Here is a 6,793-nt window from a genome sequence, read left to right as displayed (position 1 = left end):
AAACTATTTTAAAATTGTATTTTATAATTCAAAAAAAGTATTTAATTTGAAAAAATCGAATGAATAAAAGTTGATTGAATCACCACCTTAAGTCCCCTTAAGAAGATTAGGCTGCCAGTTGGCAGCCTTTTTTATTTTAACGCCTCATCCAGATCTTCCAATAAATCTTCCAAATGTTCTAACCCGACTGATAGTCTAATTAGGTTTTGCGGAGTCAAAGTATCTGGTCCTTCAGAAGCAGCTCTTCTTTCTATTAGACTTTCAACTCCTCCTAAACTTGTAGCATTCGTGTAATATTTTAATTTTGAGATCAATAAATCAGCCGCACCTGCACCTTCTTTGACCTGAAAAGAAAGAATCCCTCCAAATCCAGTCATTTGGCTGGCAGCAATTTCATGTCCCGGGTGCTCCTTTAAGCCAGGGTAAAAAACTCGTTCTATTTTTGAATTTTGAGATAAGTAGTTTGCCAAAACCATTGCATGTTCTGCGTGGCCTTTCATTCGATATGGAAGCGTTTTGATACTTCTGCATAAATAATAACAATCCATAGGAGAAGGAACTGCACCTCCGGTAGTTTGCACATTCTTAATCTTTTCCCAGAAGGTATCCTTCTCTTTTGTGACCAAAGCTCCTCCAAGGATATCGGAATGCCCTCCAAAATATTTTGTACTGGAATGCATTACAATATCTGCACCTAATAAAATAGGGTTTTGAAATACCGGGGTAGCAAATGTATTGTCACATGCCAAAATTGCGTTATGGGCCTTTGCTAGATTAGAAATTGCTTTTATATCTGTGATTTTCAAAAGTGGATTTGAAGGTGTTTCTATCCAAATCAATTTGGTGTTTTCCTTGAAAGCCTTCGCTACTTTTTCTAAATCTGTCATATCAACAAAAGTGGCCTCTAAAACTCCTGCGAATAAAGTAAGAATCCCCTTTTTCAATCCATGATACATATCGTCAGGAGCAATAATATGTGAACCAAGTTCTAAAGCTTGGAAAACTGAAACACCAGCAGCATTTCCAGAACTGAAAGCCGCCGCATCTTCTCCTTGCTCCAAGCTGGCCAATAACTTTTCCAACGAATGTCTATTTGGATTATTGGCCCGAGAATAGATCATGGAATCCTCTTGATGGATGAAAGTAGTGCTTAATGTAATAGGTTGGATCACGGGCTTTTCTGAATCAGTAATAATATTTCCTCCGTGAATGGCTAGCGTTTCAAGTCTCATTTGATATACTTTTTCATTGTCAAAAATCTTAAAGTGAAATTAACATTATAAAATCCAGATTAGTAATTAGTCTACTCCAATTTGTATTCGCTAAGAAGACCTGATTCTAGCCAAAACCAAAAAAACAGCAAATCCTAAAGGAATTTTATCTTATATGAAATGTTAAGAATTCTTTAAAAACAACCCTATCTGGGTTTTAAGACTTACTTTATCGGTATATCTCTCAACAATTTTAATAATATGATTTTCAGAAAAAGTTTTTTTTTAAAACTGATTCCAACCTTTTTACCATCTTTTTCCTCTTTTAAGTAGACAGCAAAAATATGAGTGTTCAAAAAATTGATTCAAACTTGATAACGAGGGTCATCCGACAGGAAAGATCAGCCCAGTTTCAGCTTTTTGAATCGACCAAAGGATTACTCTTTTCCATTTGCTATCGGGTATTGACGGATGAAGATGAAGCGAATGATGTTCTGCAGGATGCATACGTAGAAATATTTCAAAACATTCGGAAGCTAGAGAATCCTGAAGCTTTGATTTCTTGGATGAAAACTATTACGATTCGTAAGCAATCCAACATAGCAAAAAGCAAATTCGGTTTGAGCCGATAGAAACGAATGAAAGTAATACTACAGAAGATTTCGACTCTTGGTTTGATGCTGACTTACTGGATCAAGCGATACAGACTCTTCCAAGTGGTTCTAGGGCGGTATTTACCCTAGTCTCAATAGAAGGTTACTCTCATCAGGAATCTGCGAAACTGCTTGGGATTTCGGAAAGTACTTCAAAGTCACAGCTACATTATGCCAAGTCGCTTTTGAAAAAAAGAATCACTAAACTCCTGCAGGCATGAAAGATTTAACACCGAAATCAGACTTATGGAGTAAAATAGAAAGCAGAAGGGATTTTGAAAGTCAATTAAATGACCTGTCAAAAAAGCTTCCTTTAAGAGAGCCTAAAATAGATCTTTGGGACCAAATAGAACGCCAGCTTGATCAGGAACAAAAGGTTTTTCCTATTTGGAGGTATTTATCTATTGCTGTTTCCTTTGTGCTCATCATGGCATTTGGCGCAATAATTTATAACAACATAACTTCGGAGAAAACAGATCTGGATTTAGTTTCTGAGACTTCTACGACAGAAGCAAATTCCTTTGATAAAACCAAAGAATTGGTTGAAAGTACTGAAGAAGAAGAATTATTCAATGCTGAAAAAGCAGAAATACAGTCTTCTGAAAAAATAAGAAATGAAAGTAACCGAACTCTTTCAAAACCAGTAATGGTTCCGAAAAAGCCTATCCTTTTCCCAAAACAAGATTTAAAGTTAATCTCCGAGGCTGGTGTTATTTTAAATCAACCGACAGAGAAACCTCAAACATTGCATAAAGTGACTATTTCCTGGGGTCTAAATGAAAAGAAAAAAATCAGAACTCAATTCGGAACTAACTATTCAGACCCAAATCTCCCTCAACAGCTCGGCCGGGCCAGTGAGAGTAAAAATTCAATAAAAATCAAGTTTAACAAAGAGTAGAGATTACTCCGCTAAATAAAATTTAAGATGAAAAGAATCATTCTAGTTTCTTCCTTGGCACTGCTATGTGCATTCCATTCCCAGGCTCAAGAGGTAGAGAACCCTCTTGGAAAAAGTAATCAAGAATGGCTTGACCGAGACTGGCCAGTGACTGACACTTTGGTTTTTGACCTTCCAAACGAAAGTACATTAATCCTTTATTTCAATAATACTGAATTTTCTGCAAGGGACTTGGAGGAGGAATTTGAGCCTTTGCTTCAGAAAGCAACAGATTTTCCGGAATTTAAAAACATTTCATACCGCCTTAACAAGAACTTTGCTCCAACAAGTCTAAAGAACGTCAAATATCAACTGGAGAAAAAATATGTCCCTTATGTGGATAGCCTTGAAATGACATTTCCCGTGGGTTTGGATTTTACAGGGGGTGATTTTACTCCAGTAGTAGGATTTAGAGCACATTTAAATTGGAGAAATTTTTCTCTGGGAGGTTCGGTAACCAATACAATTTATTTTCCCGAAAGGATCGAAAAAAACATAAAAGTAAATAGTAGTTGGTTTGTGAATGCTGAGTTTGCTTGGGAATTCGGAAATTTAGATGGGCCAAGGAGAAATACAATTGGAATAGGATATTTGGTCAATCAAGATAATAGCCAACTTTTTTCCGGCACTACTCTTCAGGCTTTTTACAACAGGAAGTTAAATAAGAATATTTCTATTCAAGTTGGTGTCATCGGAACAGAAAACCTAAAAACCTTTTATCCCACCATTGGGATCAGGTTTTGGTGATAACAAGAAAGCCAGCAAATGATGCGCCCCAAAAAAGTTAGACACTTATTGGGGGCTAGTTCAAAAGCTGGCTTTCTTGTTTCTTTTTAGGTGTTTTCTAGCGAATCCTATCTACTGATCTAACCAAAGCTTCGTCTTTTCGGATAAATCTATTGGCTAACATATTGAATACCATCGCTACGAGAATTGCCCAAAAACCAATCCCATATTGACCATTATCACTGAGTCCCAATTCGGAATTAATTCCATTTGTCGTTAAAAATATGGTAGCTACCAAACCTACCATGATTAGTGAATTAACCATATTCAGCATCATTTGTCTTCCTCGGTTTCTATATTGAAAAATTGAAATAATGGCCAAAAACCCAACAAACGAAGCTAGAGCGGCAATATACCACTTTGAATCAGATTGGATTACTTCGTTGGCACTGTTATATTTTTCCAGAAAAAGAGCTGTCAATGAAAAACTTTCACCGGCTTCCGTTCCAACTTGCTGCCAAAGGTCCAAACTTAAAGTTAAACCCATAGAGACTGCCACTAATAACAAGAATATTGATTGAACTCGTTGAATCATTTTATTTAATTTTTTTGCAAATAAACAGGCTTAAAAGATCAATCACAAGGAATTAAGGTTTCTCTAACTCTTTTGCTTTGGAATTGTATCTTTGCACCCGATGAATCAAGGCAAGAGGTATTTTCTCCAATTAAGCTACAAAGGAGCTCCATTCCATGGTTGGCAGATTCAAAATAATGCATTCACTGTCCAAGAATGTATTGAATCTGCTCTTTCTACATATTTCAGGGAAAAAATTTCAATCATGGGAAGTGGGAGAACTGATACAGGGGTGAATGCTACAATGCAGGTTTGTCATTTTGATTGGAATGAAGAATTAGATAAAAATAAATTCCTGCGGGCTATCAATGGAATCTTACCGAAACAAGTATCTATTGATGAAGTCAGGCAAGTCAAACCCAATGCTCACGCGAGATTCGATGCTTACAGTAGATCATATTTTTATAGAATAATCTTTCAAAAGAATCCCTTTCTAGAAGAATTAGCTTGGTTAAGTTATTTTACCCCTGATGTAAAAAAAATGAACTTAGCGGCAGAAACTCTGTTAATTCACGATGATTTTGAGTGTTTTAGTAAAGTCCATACAGAAGTAAATCATTTTAGATGTAAAATATTTTCTGCCCATTGGGAACAAAAGGAAGGCGAATTGCTTTTTCACATAACTGCAAATCGTTTTTTACGTGGAATGGTAAGAGCGATCGTTGGCACACTTATGGAGATTGGGCTTGGAAAAAGAAGTCCAGAATCAATGGATGAAATAATTTTATCAAAAGACCGTGCAAAAGCAGGGAAATCAGCGCCGGCGCAAGGGCTTTTTTTGAGCAGGATTAATTACCCAGAACAAATCTATTTAGACTAAAAGATTTTGAGCCTAGAGAAAGAAAAACATTCATCCGGTGAAATTGTAGACGCCCAAGTGTTGAAAAGACTTTACAAACAAGTAAAGCCTTATCAGCTACAATTTTATTTCCTGATATTTTTGACCATTGCATTGGCAATACTCGCTCCGACAAGGCCTTATTTTATTCAAATTGCAATTGATGATTATGTTGCAAAGGGAGATGGCCCAGGTTTGTTGAAAATCATTTATGTTTTGATCGGTTTGATGCTTTTGCAAGCCTTCGTTCAATGGGCTCATACTTTTTATTCAGGATGGATAGGACAAGTAATTATCAAAGACATCCGAGTCAATCTTTACAAACACTTATTGAAGCTTAGGTTAAAGTTTTTTGATAACACTCCTATAGGCAGATTGGTGACAAGAAATGTTTCTGATATAGAAACTTTAGCTGATGTTTTCAGTGAAGGTCTAGCCGCAATCATTGGGGATTTATTACAATTAGTGACCATCCTAGGAGTGATGTTTTATATCGATTGGAAACTTACGTTGGTGAGTCTCTGTACTCTACCTCTAATGATTATCTCTACTTATATTTTCAAAGAGAAAATAAAAGTGACATTCAATGATGTTAGAAATGCAGTATCCAATTTGAATTCCTTCCTTCAAGAGCATATTACGGGGATGAATATCGTGCAAATTTTTAATCGGGAGGAACGGGAATTTGAAAAATTTAAGGATATCAATAGAGAGCATCGAACAGCTCATATTCGTTCGGTACTCTATTATTCTATCTATTTCCCGGTAGCTGAGATCATTCAGGCGATTGGAATCGGCCTTGTTGTTTGGTATGGGGCTGTCGGTGTTTTAGGAATGGAATTGCAAGTCGGAATATTGATTTCATTCATCATGTATTTGCAACTTTTTTTCCGACCAATCAGAATGATTGCGGATCGGTTCAACACTTTGCAAATGGGAGTTGTAAGTTCTTCTAGAATCTTCAAATTACTAGAAAGCGACGAACATATCGCCAATGAAGGTGATTTCAAACCAAAAACTGTTAAAGGCGATATTAAATTAGAGCATGTTTGGTTTGCATATAACGATGAAGAATATGTTCTGAAAGACATCAATTTTGAAGTCGAAAGTGGGCAAACCGTGGCATTAGTTGGAGCAACGGGAGCAGGAAAATCCTCAATAATTAACCTGATTTCTCGTTTCTATGAAATCAATAAAGGAAGGATTACGATTGATGGAAATGATATCAAAGATTTTGAGCTGGGAATATTAAGAAAGCATATTGGGGTTGTGCTTCAGGATGTTTTCCTATTCTCAGATACCATATATTATAATATAACCCTTGGAAATCCTTCCATCACAAGAGAGCAAGTTTGGGATGCTGCTGATCAAGTAGGAGCCAAGAAATTTATAGAAAGACTTCCAGGTGGTTTGGATTACAATGTGATGGAAAGAGGAGCGACACTTTCAGTGGGGCAAAGACAGTTGATCTCATTTGTAAGAGCAATGGTTTACAATCCAGAAATCATCATTTTAGATGAGGCGACTTCCTCTGTTGATACAGAAACTGAGGAGTTAATCCAAGAATCTATAGACAGAATGATGAAAGGTAGAACCTCTATCGTGATTGCACACAGACTTTCTACCATCCAAAAAGCAGATAAAATAATCGTGCTGCATAAAGGAGAAATTGTAGAAACAGGTACACATGACTCCTTGCTTGACTTGGGCGGATATTATACCCAACTCCACCAAATGCAATTAAAAACTATGGCTATTTAGCCGAATAACAATTAAACCAACAAAAGAATACCT

At 36.4% G+C, this 6,793-nt stretch carries 8 protein-coding genes; 6 read left to right on the top strand and 2 right to left on the bottom strand.

Annotation, left to right across the window (positions count from 1 at the left end; translation table 11 throughout):
- Positions 1 to 131: 131 nt before the first annotated feature.
- Entirely contained in the window at positions 132 to 1,232 is a 1,101-nt protein-coding gene (locus Q0L68_RS03105) for a PLP-dependent aspartate aminotransferase family protein (protein ID WP_296699186.1), read from the bottom strand.
- Between the two features lie 323 nt (positions 1,233 to 1,555).
- Here Q0L68_RS03105 and Q0L68_RS03100 point away from each other — a divergent pair, with 323 nt between their 5' ends.
- From Q0L68_RS03100 to Q0L68_RS03085, 4 genes are read left to right on the top strand one after another with little or no spacing between them, the layout of a single operon-like run.
- Positions 1,556 to 1,843, top strand: a complete 288-nt coding sequence (locus tag Q0L68_RS03100; protein WP_296699184.1) for a sigma factor — start codon at positions 1,556 to 1,558, stop codon at positions 1,841 to 1,843.
- Entirely contained in the window at positions 1,804 to 2,085 is a 282-nt protein-coding gene (locus tag Q0L68_RS03095; RefSeq protein ID WP_366938340.1) for a sigma-70 family RNA polymerase sigma factor, read from the top strand. Before Q0L68_RS03100 ends, Q0L68_RS03095 begins: the two co-directional genes overlap by 40 nt.
- On the top strand, positions 2,082 to 2,762 hold the full coding sequence (locus Q0L68_RS03090; protein WP_296699182.1) for a hypothetical protein: 681 nt from the start codon (positions 2,082 to 2,084) through the stop codon (positions 2,760 to 2,762). Before Q0L68_RS03095 ends, Q0L68_RS03090 begins: the two co-directional genes overlap by 4 nt.
- 27 nt (positions 2,763 to 2,789) lie before the next feature.
- Positions 2,790 to 3,548, top strand: coding sequence for a hypothetical protein (locus Q0L68_RS03085; protein ID WP_296699180.1), 759 nt, complete (start codon positions 2,790 to 2,792; stop codon positions 3,546 to 3,548).
- Between the two features lie 97 nt (positions 3,549 to 3,645).
- Here Q0L68_RS03085 and Q0L68_RS03080 read toward each other — a convergent pair whose 3' ends face one another.
- Positions 3,646 to 4,122 (bottom strand): DUF4293 domain-containing protein, encoded by a 477-nt coding sequence (locus tag Q0L68_RS03080; protein ID WP_296699178.1) that lies wholly within the window; start codon positions 4,120 to 4,122, stop codon positions 3,646 to 3,648.
- Between the two features lie 100 nt (positions 4,123 to 4,222).
- Between Q0L68_RS03080 and truA the strand changes: the two genes are divergently transcribed.
- A complete protein-coding gene (gene truA, locus Q0L68_RS03075; protein ID WP_296699176.1) occupies positions 4,223 to 4,981 on the top strand; it encodes a tRNA pseudouridine(38-40) synthase TruA in 759 nt (252 codons plus the stop codon).
- Between the two features lie 6 nt (positions 4,982 to 4,987).
- Positions 4,988 to 6,760: an ABC transporter ATP-binding protein gene (locus tag Q0L68_RS03070; protein WP_296699175.1), complete on the top strand. Its 1,773-nt coding sequence runs from the start codon at positions 4,988 to 4,990 to the stop codon at positions 6,758 to 6,760.
- Positions 6,761 to 6,793 lie beyond the last annotated feature (33 nt).

Origin of the sequence: Algoriphagus sp. (assembly GCF_024642405.1) — a bacterium.
Taxonomy (GTDB): Bacteria; Bacteroidota; Bacteroidia; order Cytophagales; family Cyclobacteriaceae; genus Algoriphagus.
Note: the sequence above shows the minus strand (reverse complement) of the source record. Positions and strands in the feature narration are given on the sequence as shown.